Origin of the sequence: Dactylosporangium sp. CS-033363, assembly GCF_050942475.1 — a bacterium.
Taxonomy (GTDB): Bacteria; Actinomycetota; Actinomycetes; order Mycobacteriales; family Micromonosporaceae; genus Dactylosporangium.
This window is the reverse complement of record NZ_CP192032.1, coordinates 3,454,147-3,471,144: the sequence shown is the minus strand read 5'-3', so window position 1 is coordinate 3,471,144 and position 16,998 is coordinate 3,454,147. Positions and strand designations below refer to the sequence as shown.

The window sequence follows — 16,998 nt, the reverse complement described above, 5'->3', positions numbered from 1 at the left end:
TTCGCGGTACAGGGGAAGAGGGCGGAGGCGGCATGCCTTGTCATCAGCTGTGGCCGAGACCCTGACGACGACCCGATCCGACGCCCGGACCTCACCCGGTGAGCTGCTCCCTCCGTGGCGCCGCTTCCGCCTGGTGCTGCTCCTGGGCTTCCTGACCGCCCTTGGTCCGCTCACGATCGACATGTACCTGCCGTCGCTGCCGACGATCACCAGTGATCTGCACGCGACCGCCGCGGCGGTGCAGCTGACGCTCACCGGGACGCTCGCCGGGCTGGCGATCGGGCAGCTGATCGTCGGGCCGCTGTCCGATGCGCTCGGGCGGCGGGTACCGCTGCTCGCCGGGATCGGTGTGCACGTTCTCGCGTCCGTGGTGTGCGTGTTCGCGCCGAACCTGGCCGTGCTCGGAACGCTGCGCGTGCTGCAGGGGCTCGGCGCCGCCGCGGCGTCGGTCGTGGCCATGGCGGTCGTGCGCGACCTGTTCCGCGGGCTCGCCGCTGCGCGTTTGTTGTCGCGACTGATGCTCGTCGTCGGCGTCGCCCCGATCCTGGCGCCCACGGTCGGCGGTCTGGTCCTGCGGCTCACCGAGTGGCGGGGTGTTTTCGTCGTACTGGCCGTGGCCGGTTCCGCCATCCTCACCGCCACGGCACTCGCGCTGCCCGAGACGCTCCCCGTCGACCGCCGGCGCTCCGGCGGCGTGGCGGGCACGCTGCGCGATTATGGCCGTTTGTTCGCCGACCGCGTGTACGTCGGGCTCATTCTCGTCGCCGGTCTCGGCATGGGCGCGCTCATCGCGTACGTGAGCGGTTCGAGCTTCGTGTTCCAGGACGAGTACGGCATGAGCGAGCAGCAGTTCGCATTCGTCTTCGCCGGCGGCGCGATCGGCCTGATCGGCGCGACGCAGCTCAATGTACGTCTGCTGCGCTGGTGGTCGCCGCAGCGCATCCTGACCGGAGCGCTCATCGCCGGGGTAGCCTCCGGCGCGGTGCTGCTCGTGCTCGCCGCCACCGGCACGGGCGGCCTGCTCGGCGTGGTCATCCCGCTGTGGACGGTGCTCGCGACAGTCGGCCTGGCCATGCCCAACGCCCCGGCGCTGGCGCTGTCCCGCCACGGTGAGGCCGCCGGTACCGCCGCCGCCCTCCTCGGCGCGGTCCAGTTCGGCGTCGGCGCGCTGGCCGCCCCGCTGGTCGGCGTCCTGGGCATCGGCGCGGAGGCGATGGCGATCGTGGTCTTCGGCGGCATGACGTCGGCGGCCCTGGTGCTCTGGCTGATTGTCCGCCCGCAGCACCTGCCGGCGGAAAGCCTCGAGCCCGTCGTCGCGGTCGCGCACTGACCAAACGCGCACAGCGCAACAACGGGCGCCGCAGCAGCGGCGCCCGTTGCGCGAAGCGAACACAACCGGCTAGCGCATTCCGCGCCCGCTGTACGTCGGCTCCTCAGGACGCCGCTGACCAGGCGTCCGCTGCTCCCCGGCCGGGCCGAGCGAACTCAGCCAGGTGCGCAACACCTCGACGCTCATCGGCTCGCCCGGCAGCACGCCCTGCACACCCGCGCATCCGGACAGCGTCACCGCGTCCACCATCTCGCGCGAGTCGACGCCCTCCGCGACGACCGTGATGCCGAGCGAACGCGCAAGTTCGACCGTCGAGCGGATGACGACCGCGTCCTGCGGGCTGTTCACCATCGGCGCCGCGAACGCCGGGTCCAGCTTCAACTCGTCCACGGGCATGCTGCGCAAACGCGCAAGCGAGGGTGCCGAGCGGCCGTAGTGATCGAGCGCCAGTCGTACACCGAAATGGCGGAACTGGCCAAGTGCGGTCTCCGTGCGGCGGGCATCGATCAGCATGACGTCCTCGGCGATCTCCAGGGTGAGGGCCGAGGGCGGGACGATGAGCTTGTTGACCATTTTCGCGACGTCGTAGGGCAACCGGGAGTCGAGCACGTCCGCCGCGGACACGTCGCACGCCACGCCCAGCTCGAAGCCCTGCCGCCGCCAGCCGGCGCAACTTTCGAGCGCGGTGCGCAGCAGGAAGCGGGTGAGCTGGCGGGTCAGGCCGACCTGCACGGCGAGGCGCTGCAGCACCTCCGGCTCGATCCAGCCGTGGACCGGGTGCCGCCACCGCAGCAGGGCCTCCAGCGCGACCGGGCGGCGGGTGCTGAGGTCGACCTTCGGCTGGTAGTACACGAAGAACTGCTCCTGCTCGACCGCCCGGAGCAGGTCCGGCAGCAGGTGGGAGCCGACGTCGCCACGGTGCCCGGGGTCGTAGATCTCCACCTCGGAGCGGGCCGACTTGGCCTCGTGCAGGGCGTCGGCCGCGCACCGGATGAGTTCGGCCGAGTTCGTGGCGTGCATGGGCGCGAACGCCACCCCGGCGCTGAGCTCGATCTGCACCGGCACCGGGCCGGCCGGGACCGGCGCGGCGAGGCTGCGCAACAGCAGCTCGGTGTCGCGCGCGATGCTGTCGGCGGTGCCGGCGGAGACCGTGCGCAGGATGGCGATCTCGGCCCCGCCGAGCCGCACGGCGACCGCCTCCGGGGGCAGCGCCTGCTGGAGCCGGTTACCGACGGTGTTCAGGATCATGTCGCCGGCGGTGTACCCGAGAATGCGGTTCATTTCATGCAAATGGTCGACGGCGACGATGGTGAGCGGCAGCACCGCGCCCTGCGGCAGTTCCTCGAGCATGCTCGGAAGCGCCGAATCGAGCACCCGCCGGTTGCCCAATCCGCTCAGTTCGTCCGTGGCCGCCTCGCGCCGTGTGCGAGTGAGCTCGCGGGTCTGCTCGAACGTGAGCGCCGTGCGCGCCCCGGCGGCGAGCAGACACGCACTGGCCATGACGATGGTGAACGGGTGCAGGTGCACGAACGTGCCCACGATGAGCACCACGAGCGCGCACAACGAGAACAGGATCGGTACGAGCAGGGCCGCGAATCCGCGCACCTCGTCGATCGCGCGGCGGCGGTACACGGAGCCGGCGAGGGCCATCATGGTCAGGCCGATCATCCAGGTCCCGTCGACCCAGCTCCCGTCGGTGTAGGAGTTGTCCGCGAGGCCGAACAGATAGGCGGTGTCGGCCACCGTGAACGCGGCGGCGCCGAGGCCGGCCATCCACCAGACCGGGTCGTTGCGCCACCGGACCATCGCCAGCGCCGCGACCGCGACGACCATGAGGATGAGGTCGCCGATCGGGTACGACAGGCTGGTGACGGTCGCCGCGAACGGCTTGCCCGCGTTGCCGTCGAGCAGGCTGTTGAGCGTGAACGCCGAGAACGCCGCGCCGGCCGCGAGCGACGTGACCACACCGTCCAGCCAGACGGACGCGGGCAGGCGGCGGACCGATGCGCGAGCGAGCAGAATGAAACCGATGTACGCGAGCGGATACAGCCCGACGTAGAACACGTCCGCGAGCGACGGCACCGGGATCGCGTTGGCATCGACGTCGGTGAAGCTGGCCTGCCAGTAGATGTCGCCGGCGGCCCAGGACGCGACCCCGCCGCCGACGAAGGCCCAGGCCAGCCGGTTGCGCCGGACGAGGACGGGCCGGGCCAGGGCCAGCAGCGACGTGGCGATCAGCACCGCCGAGTAGAACCAGGTGTCCAGCAGCGCCGGGCGTTCCCCGCCCATCGGGAACAGGGTGCTGAGCGCGTAGATGACGCCCAGACTGGCGACGACCGTTTTCACCCCGCGGTACACCGGCGAACCGAGAACCGCCAGGTCGGCGTCCACCTCGACGTCGGGCTCGGCCGCATGGCTGCGCGTCATTGCAGATCCCCCGCTTGTGTTCGAATGTGCACGACCGGCGGCTGAACGCCGTCGAAAGCGTCAAGAACGTCCACGCCCGACGGCTGCGCGCCGTCGGAAGCGTCATGAACGTCCACGTCCGACAGCTGAGCGCCGTCGGAAGCGTCATGAACGTCCACGGCCGACGGCTGCGCGCCGTCGAGAGCGTCGAGAACGTCCACGACCGGCGGCTCGAAGCCGTTGAAGCTCGATGCGTAGACGGTGGTGTATGCGCCGGCGCTGCCGAGATGCACGCGATCGCCGGTCGCCAGCCCCTCCGACAGCTCGACATCGAAGAGGATCGTGTCCTGGCTGTCGCAGGTCGGCCCGGTCAGCTGGCAGCGCCGCAGCTGCGGGCCGCCGAGCTCGTCGCGGACCGGGAAGCGCAGCTGGTTGCCGGTCTCCAGGCTCTCCATCAGCGCGTTGAACGCGCCGACGTCCAGGTGCACCCAGCGCCTGCCCATCCGGTCGGCGACCCCGATGACGTTCGCGATCAGCGTGCCGGCCTCGGCGACCAGGGCGCGCCCGGGCTCGATGACCGAATGCACGGCATACGGCAGCGCGGCCAGACCGGCCTCGATGACCGCCGCATAGTCCTCGAGCGGAGGCGGTTCTCCCTGGTACCGCGCGGGAAAGCCGCCCCCCAGGTCAACCAGCCGCACACGAACGTCCTCGGCGAGCAGCTTGTCCATCAGCTCGCCCACCATCTCCAGCGGCTGCGCCCACGCGCGCGGATGCATCATCTGCGAGCCGACGTGAAAGGTCACGCCGTGCGGGTCGAGCCCCAGGTCACGGGCGGTCAGCAGCAGCTGGGCGGCGCTGTCGAGGTCCACCCCGAACTTGCCCTCACTCGGCACCTCGCTGTGCAGATCGGGCACCGCCAGCCGCACGTACACGGACGAACCGTGCGCGGATCTGCGCAACTTGTGCAGTTCGTCGACGGAATCGAAGGCGAACCGGTGCACGCCCGCCGCGAACGCCCGCGCGATGTGCGTCTCGGGCTTGACCGGATTGCTGAACAGCACCTCGCGCGGGGGCACCCCGATGGCGAGGAGCTGCTCGAGTTCGGCCGCCGAGGCGATCTCGAAGCCGCAGCCGAGCGCCGCAAGGTGCGCGATCACGCGCGGATGCGGGTTGCACTTCATCGCATAGTGCACAGCGACGTCCGGCAGGGCCGCGCGCATGGTCCGGTACGCCGCGCCGACCCGCGCCAGGTCCATGACGAGCCGCGGCGCGCTCATGCGGAACTCCGCACGGTGCGGGCCGGCAGCCCCTTGCGCGCTTTGGCGCGCGGTCCGGCCTTGCGCTGCGCGGGAATGCGCACCGGGCCAGGCTGCAGCGGAATCGGCTGCGTGATCTCGTCCTCCACGCGCCGGGTGAGCTCGACGGTGTCCTCCTCGGCGGCGAACCGCTCCTTGCGCCGGCGGCGGATCAGCTCGTAGCTGACGATCGCCACGCCGTAGAAGGCGACGTCGGCCATGAGCTTGCCGAGCAGCGTGCCGGAGCCCATGCCGCCGGTGATGCCGGGCCCGAGGTACATGAAGAATGGCCGCAGGATCGTCGAGTCGAGCACCTCGATCACCCCGAATTCGGCCACCAGCAGGCGCGCGGTCGAGGTCGTGGTGCGCCGCAGCCCGTAGCCGCGAGCGCGTTCCCGGCGCCATTCGACAGTCGCGATCAGCCCGTAGAATCCGACGATCTCGCCCACCGTGCCGGCCACCGCGGCCAGCACGCGATCGGTGAACATGCCGTAAATGACAGCGGTGCCGATAAATGCACAGATGGTGCCGGCAATTTCCGCCGGAACGTAACGGCGGGCCCACACCCACAATTTCTGGCGCCATCGTTGACGCATGCCAATGGCTTCGGTCGCCATCCCTCTGCTCGCCCCGTTCGAGCCGGCCCCACACGCGACCGCGCCCAGGGTTGGATTGCCTGCCTCATTGCCGCGGGGAAAGCTATCACGGGGGTTCGATATCTACAAAACGATGCCGGTCACTACTTTCTGTAGTTTTCCACCGCGCCACCTCCCCGCCATGAAGGGATTCGGCGAAGGAGTCTCACGTTCCATACATAGACGCTGGTCAGCAGGATCCGTTCGCTGCGCAAGTCGTACTTTCGGCCGACGCACATGGTCCGAACGGGGCCCGATTCCGGGTCCCGAAATTATCCGAGATCTGTTAAGAGCGTTTTAAGCGTTCGCCGCGCGGCCGCCGCCGATACGCAATAGCACCAGGCCGGCGAGCAGCCCGGCGACGCCCATCCAGGCCGCCAGCGTCACGCCGTTCACCTCTTCCGGCTTGCCGAGGAAGAGCCCGTCGAATCCGACCTGCGACACCACGAAGATGCCGACACCGGCGAGCACCACGCCGAGCGCGGCAATCACCGCGCCGCCCCCTCCGGCGGACGGACCGGGGATGCGCTCGGCCCGGCGGAACAGCGCGACGAGCCCGGCCAGCGGCACCGCGCAGGCGAGAATCCACAGCGGCAGAATGGCCCACCATCCACCGGTACCGGCGGCCGGCGGTTTGACGCCGACCAGCAGCAGCACGCCCTGCACGACGAAGACCGCCGACAGGTGCCAGCAGAACAGGGTCATCACGACGCCGTTGCCGTACACCACGGTCAGCCACACCCGCGCGCGGCGCAGCCATCGTTCGGCCGGTGCGCAAACGAGCAGAACCAGACCGATCTGACCGATCGCGTACGCGAACAACGCCATGTTCGGCGGGGCCATGTTCGACGCCGGGCTGCCCGGAAGACCGACCATCAGCACCGGATACCAGTGCGCGCCATAGGTCACCGCCACTGCCGCCCCGATGCCGACAACCGCGCAGACGGCCGGGATCCAGCCTCGGCTCAGTACACCATCGGCCCAGAAGAATCCCAGTTGGTGAATTGCCAGCCAGATGATGACGAGGTTCACCACGCCCGCCCAGAGCTGGCCGTAGCGGAACTCGAGCAGATCGAAGCCGATCGCGAGCACGGCGAGCAGTGCGAGCACGCCCCAGCCCAACCGCCGGTGCGCGAATTCCATGAGCGGCGCGAACAGCACGACCATGAGGTACACACCGATGAACCACAGCGGCGTCGTCACGCGGTCGACGGCCAGTCCGACCGGCCCCTGCTCCCAGCCGCCCGCCTCGAGCACACCGGCCAGAACCGCCCATACGCCGAGCAATACGAGCACAGGCGGCAGCAGACGCGCAGTGCGCGAACGATAGAAGTCACCGAGCGATCCGCCCTTGCGCCGCAGCGATGCGAGCGTCATCGAGTGCGCGAATCCGCCGACGGCGAAGAACAGCGGCATGACCTGCAGCACCCAGGTGATGATCTGGAACGGCAGGCGGAACGGGAGCTCGCCGGCCCCGTACAGCGTGACCATCGCGAGCAGCCAGTGCCCGACAATGACCGCGCAGATGGACACGACCCGAATCAGGTCGACATACCGGTCCCGACGATCCGGCGTCGCGGCGGCCAGCTGCGCGGCCGACTCCGGGACGACGGCGCTCATGCCGCGGCATTCAGCGGAATCATTGCCACATCATGAGTTGGACCGCCCGCGCGAGCAAGAGACAACCGCCAGTTCATCGCTTGTACTGTCAAATGCCCATCGAACGTCACGAAGCCGTTATCGGCCGGCGCACATCCCGCGGCTCGCGCAACGCTTGACCCTGACACTGTGACAAGGTCTTCACTGGGGTCATGACGACGCTGCAGGGTCTCTCCCACACCAGCTCGTCGGTGCGGCTGCAGGCGGCGCTGGCGATCGGAACACATCCGGACACCGGGTATGTCGACTCGCTCGTTGCGCGGTGCGCGATCGAACCGGACTTCTACGTGCGCGACATGCTCACCTGGGCGCTCACCCGGCACCCGGCGGCGCTCACCGTCCCCCGGTTGATCGCCGAACTGCGCGACGAACGTGCACAAGCGCGCAGTCAGGCGCTGCACACGTTGTCGAAGATCGGCGACCGCGCGGCGTGGCCGGCGATCACCCACGCACTGCTCACCGACGCCGACGACCAGGTGGCGCGCACGGCCTGGCGGACCGCGGTGGCGCTCGCCCCGGACGCCCCGGACGCCCCGGACGCCCCGGGCGCCCCGAGCGCCCCGAGCGCCCCGGACGGCGCGGACAGCGGCGCGGACGGCGCGGACGGCGCGGACGGCGGCGCGGACGGCGCGGACGGCGGCGCGGACGGCGCGGACGAGCGGGCCGCGCTCGCCGCCGTGCTGGCCACGCAGCTCGGCCGGGGTGACCGGGAGACGCAACTGAGCCTGAGCCGCGCGCTGGTGGCGCTGGGTGACACAATCGAGCAGGTTCTGCACGCCGCGGCGAACAACCGCGACGTGCGAGTTCGCCGGCACGCGGCGGCGACCGCACGCCTGCTGCGCGACCCGGACGCCGCGTTCGAGCTCGGCGTCGAGGAGGCCAAGCGCGTCTTCGCCCTCGGGCCGACCGGCCAGGAGGCGTGAGAGCCGGCAGGAGACCTGAACGGCCGGCCGGAAACGTGTGAGGCCGGCCGGAAACGTGCGAGGCCGGCCGGAAACGTGCGAGGCCGGCCGGAAACGTGTGACGACGGCCGGAAACATGTGACGACGGCCGGAAACGTGCAAGGGCCGCCGGAGCCGTAAAGCCCCTGCCAGGAGGCGTGAAGGCCCGCGCATCGGAAGGCGTGACAAGGCAGTGTTGATCGGTGACGTGGCGCGGCGCTCCGGCGTCAGTGCGCGCATGCTCCGCCACTACGACTCGCTCGGCCTGGTGCGGCCGACGGGTCGCAGTGGCGCGGGCTACCGGGAGTACTCCGACGGCGACATCCGCCGCATCTTCCACATCGAGAGCCTGCGCTCGCTCGGACTGTCGCTTCGCGACGTCAAACGCGCACTCGACGACCCCGCGTTCGCGCCGGCGGCGCTCGTCGACGACCTGATGCGCCGGACGCGCGAGCGCATCGCGCGCGAAACCGAACTGCTCACCCGGCTGCAGCGCATCGACGCCGCCGAGCCGAGCGGCTGGGAGGACGTGCTCCAGGTCGTCGCGCTGCTGCAGGCGCTCGGCTCGGAGAGCGCCGGCCGCCGGCAACGCGCCGCGCTCTCCGCCGAGGTGCCGGTGGCGGCCCTGGTCGAGGCCGCGCTGCACGAAACGGAGCCGAACGTCGCCGGCGCGCTGCAGTGGGCACTCGCGCGTTCGGGCGACGCCGGCCTGGCGCCTTTGGCCGAAGCGCTCGCGTCGCCGTCGCCCGAGGTGCGCAAACGCGCAGTCCGGTGCATCGCCGAAATTCCCGAAGACGCCGCCACGGTACTGCTCGAAGGCGCCCTCACCCACGCCGACCTCGCGGTCCGCCGGCACGCCGCCCTGGCCCTCGGCGCCCGCGGCGTCCCCGCCACCGTGCCGACGCTCATCGACATGGTCGTCGACGAGTCCAACGACGTCGACGCGGCCGACGCCCTGAGCACCGTGGCGAGCGACCCCGCGCAGGCGGAGGCCATCGCGGGCGAGCTGGTGCACCGCCTCGCGCACGTCACCGACTCCGCGGCCCGCCGCCGCCTGGCGCAGTCGCTCGCCGGCATCCCGGGCGCCACCGCCGACCGCGCGCTCGACGAGCTGTCGCGGGACGAGGACCGGGGTGTCGCCGTCACCGCGCAGTACGTCCGCGGGCTTCGGGCTCAGTAGTCGGCGTAGACGCGCCGGGCGACGCCATCGACCGTCATGGTGCCGCCGTGCGGGAGGATCCACTGTGGACGGGTGTGGCCGAACGGGACGCCGACGCACACGACCGCGTCCGGGTTGTAGCGGGTCACCTCCGCCACGACCGCGTCGCGCTGGTCGGCCCGCAGCCGCGCCCGCTCGTCCGGCTCCGGGCGGGTGGTGAAGTCGGAGACGGGTGGACGCGCCAGCAGTACCGCGGAAACGGCCCCCAGCAGGCCCCGCTCCCCCAGTGCGCGAACAATCCATGCGACATTGCGCGCGGGGAGCAGTTCCTCCGACGTCTCCAGCAGCATGACCCCGCCATCGAGGACGTCCGGTGCGAACGGGAACCGGCCGGCGGTGAGCACCCACTCGAGCACCTCGATGCAGCCGCCCCACGTGCGGCCGGTGACCGTGCGCGCCGGGCCGTGCCAGCTCCACGGGTCGGTCGGCTCGCGCTCGCCGTACTCTGCCAAGGCGCGCGGGTCGTCCCAGGGTTGTCCGATGTCCTCGGACTCGCCGGGGTCGGTGATGTCCATTCGCTCACCGGTGAGCAGCGCCGCGCGCAACGAGCGGGCGTGCACATCGTCGACGGCCGGGCCCGGGCCGAGGTGGACCTGGCTGGAGCCGCCGTAGAAGCTGGCGACGCCGTTCGCCCAGAGCCACTGGTGCACGTTCGTGTTGTCGCTGGTGCCGAGGAACGGCTTCGGGTCGGCGCGGGCCAGGTCGGGGTCGAGGTGCGGTACCACCGTGATCTGATCCTCGCCGCCGACGACCGCCAGGATTGCGCGAATGGACGGATCCGCGAACGCCGCGTTCAGATCCGCCGCGCGTGCCTGTGCGGACGCGCCGACCTGCCGCGTCGTCGGGAACTCCACCGGGATCAGGCCGGTGACGTCCTGCAATCTGCGCATCGCCTGTTCGTGCACGGCCGGAAACGCACCGGCCGCCGCGAACGACGGCGACAGGACCGCGATGCGGTCACCCGGACGGGCCTTCGGGGGCAGTATCAGCTCGAACACGCTGTTAGCCTCGGCATCATGACGGAATTCGTCAATCGGAATCTGCGCGGTGCGCACTTCAGTCAGGTCGACCTCACCGGCGCCACGTTCCGCCACGTCGACCTGCGCGATGCGAGCATCGAGGGCGACGTCGACCGCCTGGTGATCAACGGCGTGGCGGTCGCGCCGCTCATCGAGGCCGAGCTGGACCGCCGCGATCCCGAGCGGGTCAAGATGCGCCCGACCAGCGCCGACGGGTTCCGCGAGGCCTGGGACCTCGTGGAGCGGCGCTGGGCGGAGACCGTCGAGCGCGCGCGGCAGTTGCCGCCGGAGCGGCTGCACGAATCGGTCAACGGCGAATGGTCGTTCATCGAGACGCTGCGCCACCTGTCGTTCGCGTCCGAATGCTGGGTCTACCGCGGCATCCTCGGCGACCCCGCACCCTGGCACCCCTTGTCACTGCCGTGGGACCAGATGGAAGACACCCCGGGTGTACCGCGTGATCGCACCGCCCGCCCCACGCTCGACGAGGCCCTGGCCCTGCGACACGATCGCGCGGCGACTGTCCGTTCGCTCATCGCGGCGCTGACCGACGAGCGCCTCGCCGAGAAGACCACGCCGGTCGACGCCCCGGGCTGGCCGCCGGCGCACGCGTTCGAGGTGTCCGAGTGCCTGCTCGTGGTGCTCAACGAGGAGTGGTACCACCGCAAGTTCGCCGAGCGCGATCTCGCCCTCCTGCAAGCGGACGCATCGTCGCCCGGCTCGTGACGCATCGTCGCCCAGCTCGTGAGGCCGCCCGCCGCCGCCCGCAACGGCGGAGCCGCACCCTCCGCCGGCCCGCTCGTGAGGCGGTTCGTCGTCGTCCTGCTCGTTTCGGCGCTCACCTATGGCTGTTTCGTGCACATCTACCAGCTCGCCACGGGCGGATGGCCGCCGTACGCGTGGGCGCCCGCCTGGCTCGCCGCGTACTACACCGCGCTGACCGTGCTCGACCCGCTCGCCGCGGTCCTGCTCGCCGCGCGGCGCACCGCCGGGGTCCATCTGGCCGCCGCGGTGCTCGTGAGCGACACGATCGCCAATGTGTACGCCTCCGTGTATGTGCGTTCGATCGAGCAGCCCGCCGGCCTCGTCGTCATCGGGCTGCTCGCGATCGTCGCCGTGGTGTCGGTACCGATGCTCAGAAGTTGGACAGCACGTCGTTGAACACGTTGCGGATGTCGAGCGCGTTCGTGGCGTCGTAGCTGCCGCCGCGGGACGCGCTCGCGATGCGGTCCAGGGAGGCGTTGTCGGCGTCCGAGCCGTACGCGATCGTGAACACCCGCACCGGCTTCTCCAGGCTGCCCTTGCCGAGCTCATCGACGAGCTTGTTCAGGTCGTCGTCGGCCGGGTACTGGTTCTCGCCGTCGCTGAGCACCACGACCGCGTAGATGCGCCGATCGTTCTGCGCGTCCTTCATGCGCGAAACGGCCGATCGGATCGTCGCGTACAGCGCGGTCTCGCCATGGGCGCGCAGCACCTGGACGGACTGCCGGTACTTGTCCTTCGCCGCGCCGACCGGGCTGAGCGGCATCAGTTCCCGCCACGGATCCGCGCCGCTCGTTTCCGGCCCGCTGAATGCCCACAGCCCGATCTCGTCGGTCGCGGCGAGCGTGTCGACGGCCGGGGTGGCCGCCTCCTTGGCCAGCTGCAGCCGGGTCTTGTCCGAGTCGCCGACCTCCTGAATCATCGAGCCGGATTCGTCGACGACAATGAGCACGCTCGCCGGTTTGCGCACCTGGTTCCACAGTGCCAGCAGCGTCTCGACGGTCTTGGCGTCCGGCGGCGCGACCGTGGTGAACGACGGCTCCGACTGCAGGCCCGGGTCCGCGAGCAGCCACTTCCCGGCGTGGTCCTCGACGTCCCGGAACCCCTCGTCGAGGAACAGGGCGGCCTGGGCGGGCTCGTGAATGTACCGGAGAAAATCCTCGGCGGCGGCGGACTGATCGGGACTGACCCAGCTCTCGTGCAGGATCGCATAGGGATCGTCGGACGCGATCGTGCCGTCGGACGGGTAGATGGCGACCAATGGCGTTTTCGGGGGCGCCTGTTGTCCGCCGTCGAGCAGATTGCCGCGGTTGTACTGGAAGATGACCTGTTCCTCCAGCGCGATCGCACTCACGTATTCGAGTCCGCGACCGACCTGATCGGCCTGATACAGGTTCTTGGTGAACGTGGACGAACTGCTGCCGTAGTGCACGGTCGCGAGCTCGAGACTGCGCAGACGCTCAGGCGCGGAACCGAGCGCCTTGGCCGTCGAGGCGAACGAGAGCAGCCCGGTCGTCGAGGTGTTCGGATTGGTCTTGCCGAGCGTGAACGGTCCCCACTCGGGGTGTCCCTTGGCGCCCCAGCCGCGCGGGTCGGCGGCGAGGGCGGCGAGGTCCGACCAGCCGATCCTCGCCTTCGGCCAGCCGAGCGCCTCGGCCATCGGCTTCGGCATGCCGATCACCACCGGCGTGCGCGTGACCGACGGCAGCTCGCCCGCCGGCAGCACCGCGGGGCGCGCCGCGCGCAGCCGCTCGGTCCACACGCTGGACGACGGCGACCAGATGTCGGGACGCGCGCGGCCTTCCCACGACGCCCCGGTGGCGAGCGCGTCGGCGACCATCCGCGAGCTGCCGATGGTGACGCCGATGTCGACGCAGCGGCCCGCCGTCTCGCGGCCGGAGTCGCGGTACTGCCGCGCGAGTTCGGTGAGCACTGGCGCCTTCTCGTCCGAGCTGACGAGGCTCAGGGTGAGGCAGCGGTTGAGCCAGGCGTTGCTCGCGTACGCGGCGCCGGCTGCGAGCAGCACGAGTACCGCGAGCACGACCGGCCAGCGGCGCCGCTTCTTCGGCATGATGCCCGGCCTGGTCGCCGGCCGCGCCCGCGGGGGCCCGGGCGGTGCGGCCCGCGGCGGTCTCGGCGGTGTGGCTCGCGGCGGCGGTGCGGTTCGCGGCGGCGGTGCGGCTTGCGGTGGCGTTGTCGCTTTCGGGGTGAGCGTTGCTCCTTCGGCCACGATGAGTTCCGGTCGCTCGGTGGAGACTGGCGTTCTGCCCAACCGGCGGTGCAGCATCGTGGCGACGAGCGGCAGGCGGCTTCCTCCGCCGACGAGCAGTACGGCATCCAGGTCTTCGGCTTGCATGCTCGCTTCGCGCAGAACCGCGCGGGCCTGGTGCACGGTCCGGTCGAGAATGGGCGAAGCGAGCAGATCGAGTTGTTCGCGTCCGAACGGTGCGTCGTCCGCGAACAGGGGCACGTGGATGACGGTCGCGGTGGCGCGCGCGAGGCTCTCCTTCGCGGCGCGCACATCGTCCCACAGCTGCCGGGCCGCGCGTCTGTCCTCATTGGACTGTGGGTGCATGAGCCGGCGCCACGTGCCGGCGTCGCGGCCGGAGTAGACCGCGCCGAGGTACGTCACGATCGCCGCGTCCACCTCCAGCCCGCCGGCGTCGTCGAGCCCGGCCTCGGCCAGGACATCGAACCCGTCCGCGGTGCGGCGCAGCACGGACACGTCGAACGTGCCGGCGCCGAGGTCATAGATCAGCGCCGTGCCGCCGGGTCCGAGCCCCGCGCTGGTGTTCGGCTCCCCGTTGTCACCGGCGCGCAGCCCGCCGTGCGCGCGAGCGGCCGCGACCGGCTCGGCCACGAGCTCGGCGCCGTGCATCCCGGCGTCGCGGGCGGCCTCGAGCAGCACCTCGCGCCGCCGCGGCCCCCACCCGGCCGGGCACGCGATGGTCACCTGCGCGGGTTGCTCACCGGCGACGCGCACCGCCTCGTCGAACACCCGGCGCAGCACGGCCCCGATCACCGCCGCGACCGGCACCTCGTGCCCGCCGAGCACCACGGTACCGTCGTCGATGCACCGTTTCGGATGCGGCTCGAACGCGCTCGGATCGGTGCGGGCGGCCCGGATCGCGTCCCGCCCGACGAGCAGCGTCCCGTCGACCGCCCGGCAGACGGCCGAGGGCAGCAGCTCGGAGCCGTCAAAAACGAGCGATCGAATCGTACCGTCGGCAAGTCGCAGAACCGCCGCGGTGTTGGATGTGCCGAAGTCGATACCCAACCGAAGCCCGGTCACGCCGGACACAGTAGGCGCAGGACGCAAGCCCTCACCCCGCCCACCACGATGTTCACCGACCGGCTACCCCAGCGACTCTTACCGATGTCTCCAGCGCGCGCAGCCACCCTCGCGCCGACCGCTCCGATCGTCTGCTCGTTCGCCCGTCCGTCCGTCCGCCCGCTGGTCGTTTGATCGGCTGCTCGTTTGATCGGCTGCCGCGGGTTTCGACCGTCCGTTTGCGCACGGCGCGCAGTTCGCCGCCCGGTCTGGCACCCTTGCTCGAATGCACATCGTGGCGTTGGGCAGTTCGTTCGCGGCGGGCCCCGGGATCGAGCCGGTCCTCGATCGGCGTACGGGTCGTTCGGGCCGGAACTATGCCCGGCTGCTCGCCGAGCGCCTCGGCGCACGGGTGACCGACCTGTCGGTCTCCGGAGCCACGACGGACACGCTCCTCGTCGATCGGGTCCCGGCCGACGCCGACCTGGTCACGATCACGGCCGGCGGCAACGATCTCGGCTACGTCGGCGGCCTGGTGCGCACCGCGATCAGCGGCCGCCTCCGCGCGCACCGGCTGACCCGACCCCTGGGCCGCCGCCTCGCCCGCAACGCCGTGCCGACCGTGGGCGAAGCGGACCTCGAACGCGCCACGGCCGGCCTCGTCCGCGTGGTGACCACGGCCCGCGAACGCGCACCGCGGTGCCGGGTCGTGCTCGTGGACTACCTGCCCTTGCTCGGCCCCGACACCACGTGGACGCGCGCGACCCCGTTCGATCCCGCGCAGATCGCCGCCTTCCGGCGCATCGGCGAACAGCTGGCCGACGCCTTCGCGCGCGCATCCGCGCAGACCGGGGCCGACCTGTTGCGCGCCTCGGAGCTCGGGGCCGGCCACGCGCTGGGTTCGCGCAACCAGTGGGTGACCGGCTTCCGGCGGCCGGCTCCCTTCCACCCCAACGCGGCGGGCATGCAGGCCATCGCCAACGCCCTGGCCGCGCTCATCGGAACGCCGGACCCGCCACCGCCCGCAGGTCGCGGCGCGCGCGGCGCGCCTCAATGACCGTCGCGGCCGGCCAACGCCCGCCATCCGCCGGGCCGAACTCACGATGCCCTGGACTGGCTGCGGCCGATCCGCGCCCGACACGTCAGCACCGCCCACCGACCCAGGCCGCAGTGCGCCGGGCGGCGCAGCAGCGGCCGATCCGCGCCCCGACACGTCAGCACCGCCCACCGACCCAGGCCGCAGTGCGCCGGGCGGCGCAGCAGTGGCCGATCCGCGCCCCGACACGTCAGCACCGCCCACCGACCCAGGCCGCAGTGCGCCGGGCGGCGCAGCAGTGGCCGATCCGCGCCCCGACACGTCAGCACCGCCCACCGACCCAGGCCGCGGTGCGCACGACGGCGGCGGCGCGGCATCCGGCGCACAAGGATGGCCTCGGCGGGCCTCGATGACCTTCGCGGCCGGCCGACACCCGCCATCCGCCGGGCCGAGCTCACCGGGGCGTCAGGACCTCGACCGAACGCAGGTCGCGGTGGGCGTGGTGGACCTCGATGATCTCGGCGAGCGCGTCGCGGCCCAGGGCCCGGTACGCGCCGGTCAGGAGTTCTGTCGACTCGGCGCGGTACTCGTCCGCGTCCAGCCAGTGCAGTTCGCCGCCGACCATCAGGGCCAGGGCCGGGCGGCCGGCCGCCAGTTCGGCTCGCGCCTCCGCGATCACCAGGGCCGCGGCGGCCGGGTCGCGGTAGGTGTCCAGGCGGGTGCCGGCCTCGGCCGCGCGTGGGTCGCCCGCGGCCGGGGGCAGGATCGGGCCGATGGTGATCGCGGCACGCGGGCGTGGGGCGTCGGCCCAGCGGGGCGGGCCGTCGGCGGCGAGGGCTTCGGCGTCGGCCTGCGCGTACGCGTCGAGGGCGGCCTCCAGCGGTTCGAACGGCGGCATGCCCTCGTAGTGCTCGGGGCCGTCGAGTTCGACGTCGCGGCGCATGTCCGCCAGGCGGATGCGGATCTGTTCCAGCAGCGTGGGTGCGCGGTTCGTCCACGTCTCGGCGGAATCGCGCGCGTAGTTGTGCGCGATGAACGACGGGAGTTCGGCCGGGTCGTCGTACCACAGGCCGAAGTGCAGGCCGTCCGTGTCGCCGCCCATGACGGTGACGAACTCGGCCGGATCGCGCCGGAAACGACAGTGCAAACGCTCATCGAGGCCGTCGCGCGGGATGCGGTCGAGGCCGCCGGGTTCGAACAGTTCGGTGATGCCCCACGGGTACAGGCCGAGGCGCTCGCCGAGACACTCGGCGGCGTCGGCGGACATGCCTTGCCAGAACGCGGCGTAGACGGCGAGGTGCCGGGGGAGCCTCAGGGAGTACACCTGGCGAAAATGCGCATAGATCAGCGGGAAACGCTCATGCATCGCCGCGACCGACGCGGCGGGGTCCGTGCCCTCGGGCGACCGTGAACTCGACATTT

Annotated in this window: 13 protein-coding genes; 6 read left to right on the top strand and 7 right to left on the bottom strand. The window is 71.4% G+C overall.

From position 1 onward, the window contains the following. Positions 1 to 49: 49 nt before the first annotated feature. Positions 50 to 1,330: a multidrug effflux MFS transporter gene (locus tag ACQPZ4_RS16070; protein ID WP_433061178.1), complete on the top strand. Its 1,281-nt coding sequence runs from the start codon at positions 50 to 52 to the stop codon at positions 1,328 to 1,330. Between the two features lie 69 nt (positions 1,331 to 1,399). On the opposite strand, the gene ACQPZ4_RS16065 is transcribed toward ACQPZ4_RS16070, so the two are convergent. From ACQPZ4_RS16065 to ACQPZ4_RS16050, 4 genes are all read right to left on the bottom strand, one after another. Beyond that, positions 1,400 to 3,757 carry a putative bifunctional diguanylate cyclase/phosphodiesterase gene (locus tag ACQPZ4_RS16065; protein WP_433061176.1) on the bottom strand — a complete coding sequence of 786 codons (2,358 nt, stop codon included), beginning with the start codon at positions 3,755 to 3,757 and terminating at the stop codon, positions 1,400 to 1,402. Continuing rightward, on the bottom strand, positions 3,754 to 5,016 hold the full coding sequence (locus ACQPZ4_RS16060; protein ID WP_433061173.1) for a type III PLP-dependent enzyme: 1,263 nt from the start codon (positions 5,014 to 5,016) through the stop codon (positions 3,754 to 3,756). The genes ACQPZ4_RS16065 and ACQPZ4_RS16060 overlap by 4 nt, the downstream gene beginning before the upstream one ends. Further along, complete coding sequence (locus ACQPZ4_RS16055; RefSeq protein ID WP_433061170.1) at positions 5,013 to 5,651, bottom strand: hypothetical protein; 639 nt, start codon at positions 5,649 to 5,651, stop codon at positions 5,013 to 5,015. Before ACQPZ4_RS16055 ends, ACQPZ4_RS16060 begins: the two co-directional genes overlap by 4 nt. 315 nt (positions 5,652 to 5,966) lie before the next feature. Next, positions 5,967 to 7,289, bottom strand: a complete 1,323-nt coding sequence (locus tag ACQPZ4_RS16050) for an acyltransferase family protein (protein ID WP_433061167.1) — start codon at positions 7,287 to 7,289, stop codon at positions 5,967 to 5,969. A gap of 191 nt (positions 7,290 to 7,480) precedes the next feature. Here ACQPZ4_RS16050 and ACQPZ4_RS16045 point away from each other — a divergent pair, with 191 nt between their 5' ends. Together ACQPZ4_RS16045 and ACQPZ4_RS16040 are read left to right on the top strand one after the other, a co-directional pair. Continuing rightward, positions 7,481 to 8,251: a HEAT repeat domain-containing protein gene (locus ACQPZ4_RS16045; protein WP_433061164.1), complete on the top strand. Its 771-nt coding sequence runs from the start codon at positions 7,481 to 7,483 to the stop codon at positions 8,249 to 8,251. A gap of 211 nt (positions 8,252 to 8,462) precedes the next feature. Then, positions 8,463 to 9,449 (top strand): HEAT repeat domain-containing protein, encoded by a 987-nt coding sequence (locus ACQPZ4_RS16040; RefSeq protein ID WP_433061161.1) that lies wholly within the window; start codon positions 8,463 to 8,465, stop codon positions 9,447 to 9,449. On the opposite strand, the gene ACQPZ4_RS16035 is transcribed toward ACQPZ4_RS16040, so the two are convergent. Beyond that, positions 9,443 to 10,432, bottom strand: a complete 990-nt coding sequence (locus ACQPZ4_RS16035) for a S66 family peptidase (protein WP_433066537.1) — start codon at positions 10,430 to 10,432, stop codon at positions 9,443 to 9,445. The two genes, ACQPZ4_RS16040 and ACQPZ4_RS16035, sit on opposite strands and share 7 nt — an antisense overlap. 72 nt (positions 10,433 to 10,504) lie before the next feature. On the opposite strand from ACQPZ4_RS16035, the gene ACQPZ4_RS16030 reads away from it, so the two are divergent. Then, the gene (locus ACQPZ4_RS16030; RefSeq protein WP_433061159.1) at positions 10,505 to 11,233 is read left to right on the top strand and encodes a DinB family protein; all 729 of its coding nucleotides are present in this window, start codon (positions 10,505 to 10,507) and stop codon (positions 11,231 to 11,233) included. A gap of 75 nt (positions 11,234 to 11,308) precedes the next feature. Continuing rightward, positions 11,309 to 11,668: a hypothetical protein gene (locus ACQPZ4_RS16025; protein WP_433061157.1), complete on the top strand. Its 360-nt coding sequence runs from the start codon at positions 11,309 to 11,311 to the stop codon at positions 11,666 to 11,668. Here the strand turns inward: ACQPZ4_RS16025 and ACQPZ4_RS16020 are convergent. Beyond that, positions 11,643 to 14,561: an Hsp70 family protein gene (locus ACQPZ4_RS16020; protein ID WP_433061154.1), complete on the bottom strand. Its 2,919-nt coding sequence runs from the start codon at positions 14,559 to 14,561 to the stop codon at positions 11,643 to 11,645. The two genes, ACQPZ4_RS16025 and ACQPZ4_RS16020, sit on opposite strands and share 26 nt — an antisense overlap. A 274-nt stretch (positions 14,562 to 14,835) precedes the next feature. Here ACQPZ4_RS16020 and ACQPZ4_RS16015 point away from each other — a divergent pair, with 274 nt between their 5' ends. After that, the gene (locus ACQPZ4_RS16015) at positions 14,836 to 15,597 is read left to right on the top strand and encodes an SGNH/GDSL hydrolase family protein (protein WP_433061152.1); all 762 of its coding nucleotides are present in this window, start codon (positions 14,836 to 14,838) and stop codon (positions 15,595 to 15,597) included. Between the two features lie 433 nt (positions 15,598 to 16,030). Here ACQPZ4_RS16015 and ACQPZ4_RS16010 read toward each other — a convergent pair whose 3' ends face one another. Then, positions 16,031 to 16,996, bottom strand: coding sequence for an ADP-ribosylation family protein (locus ACQPZ4_RS16010; RefSeq protein WP_433061149.1), 966 nt, complete (start codon positions 16,994 to 16,996; stop codon positions 16,031 to 16,033). Between the last annotated feature and the right edge of the window lie 2 nt (positions 16,997 to 16,998).